Source organism: Okeania sp. SIO2B9 (assembly GCF_010672505.1).
GTDB lineage: Bacteria > Cyanobacteriota > Cyanobacteriia > Cyanobacteriales > Microcoleaceae > Okeania > Okeania hirsuta.
The window spans coordinates 1-1,505 of sequence record NZ_JAAHGK010001568.1; the positions used below are offsets into that span (position 1 = coordinate 1).

General features: G+C 32.0%; 3 protein-coding genes. 2 read left to right on the forward strand and 1 reads right to left on the reverse strand.

Features of this window, described 5'->3' with window-relative positions; translation table 11 throughout:
• Window positions 1-27 precede the first annotated feature (27 nt).
• Complete coding sequence (locus tag F6K13_RS32715) at window positions 28-189, forward strand: hypothetical protein (RefSeq protein ID WP_287239958.1); 162 nt, start codon at window positions 28-30, stop codon at window positions 187-189.
• Between the two features lie 786 nt (window positions 190-975).
• Window positions 976-1,143: a hypothetical protein gene (locus F6K13_RS32720; RefSeq protein ID WP_161564358.1), complete on the forward strand. Its 168-nt coding sequence runs from the start codon at window positions 976-978 to the stop codon at window positions 1,141-1,143.
• Window positions 1,144-1,183: 40 nt separating this feature from the next.
• On the opposite strand, the gene F6K13_RS32725 is transcribed toward F6K13_RS32720, so the two are convergent.
• Window positions 1,184-1,505: sigma-70 family RNA polymerase sigma factor (locus F6K13_RS32725; protein WP_287289863.1), on the reverse strand; the 322-nt coding region annotated here is incomplete at its 5' end.

Below are 1,505 nucleotides of genomic sequence, written 5' to 3' on the forward strand. Positions count from 1 at the left end.
AAACCCTGCCTTTTAAGGGGATAAAAAGTGGTCGTTAGCGGAGCTTCCCGTAGGGTGGGATGGCGATCTTCGGAGCGGGTCTGCACTCTTCGGGTCTCCTCGCCATATCCAATCAACCAAGAGAAAGAAAATTCTGCATCTTCTCGCTTCCCTATTGCAGGAGGTACTGATAACGTAGTTCCTCTGTAAAGAGGCTAATTGTTAACGTTTACGCAGGATTCCCATAGGAAAGTTCCTCCGGCAGTAGGTTAACTGAATTGACTTTCTCCTAAATACTGACTACTCATTACTTATTTATTCTGATATTTATAAATTTGTGCAATATTTGTAAAAAATTCTAAATTTATAGATGAAATTATGAAATTTTTACCCCTATTATCTCATACTATAGCAATCATATTTCAGTTGTAATATTTTAGTATTAATTAGGAGTCAGGAGTCAGAATATAAAAGGATTTTGATTGGTATTAATTGTTATTAAACATCTCATAAATCATTCCTGATTGCTATATAATGCTGTGAATATTTTCTACAAAACCATGAAGAGGATTGCTATAAATTGCTGAGTTAATTTGATATTAATTTATACATTTCTTACCTTTCTTACCTTTTAGATAAAATTTATATTGTGTTTTAAATCACATAGTATATATACTATAAGTCACATTAAATCAAGAATATAAATCACAGTTATTTCAGTAAAAATACGGAAAAATAGAATTGTCAATTTTATTCTCATCCGAAATTTCATGTATTAAGACTGAAGCAGAATGTAGTAGTTAATTAATTATGTCAAAGTGTGCTGAAATACTTATTTGTAATTCTATGGTACTAAAGCTGATCGCTCCATAATCAATTTTCTAAATTAAGTAATTACCCTGACCGGATTTATCAGCATATCTATTGAAAGATTTGTTAATTTTTGTAAAGAATAAATATTGACTCAAAATTCATGCTAATTATATCAATCAACCAATGAACAAAGAAAAGTTAGAGCAGTTGAATGCATTAACTAAAATAATGATTGTCAGTTTTCTGTGGCATGGTTCTGGTTTAATGAAATCTAGTCAACCTACTAAAACGGAGCAGAACACTACAAAGCCATCTCAGACAGATGAAATAAACCATCCTGAGCAAAAATAATGATGATGTGGGTGTTGCTGAACTAACACCACATTATTTCCTAAAGAAGATATTCTCTCAAAATACGATTACGTTTTGGGTCTTCCAACTTTTTCAATGCCTTAGCTTCTATTTGTCTAATTCTTTCTCTCGTTAAATTAAAAGTATCACCGATTTCTTTCAGGGTTTTTTCTTGACCATCATCCAATCCAAATCGCATTTGTAAGACATTTCTTTCCCGTTCAGTTAAAGTGTTGAGAACAGTTTCTACATCTTCTTGTAGGCAATTTTCAAAGACATATTTTGCTGGTGTTTCTCCATCAAATTCGATCACTTCCTTATAGATGGTATTTTCTCCTTTGCCTATAGGAATCTCTAAAGAT

What these genes read in the sequence shown, in the direction of transcription:
- F6K13_RS32720 (WP_161564358.1), top strand. Translation starts at nt 976, where the DNA reads ATGAACAAAGAAAAGTTAGAGCAGTTGAATGCATTAACTAAAATAATG.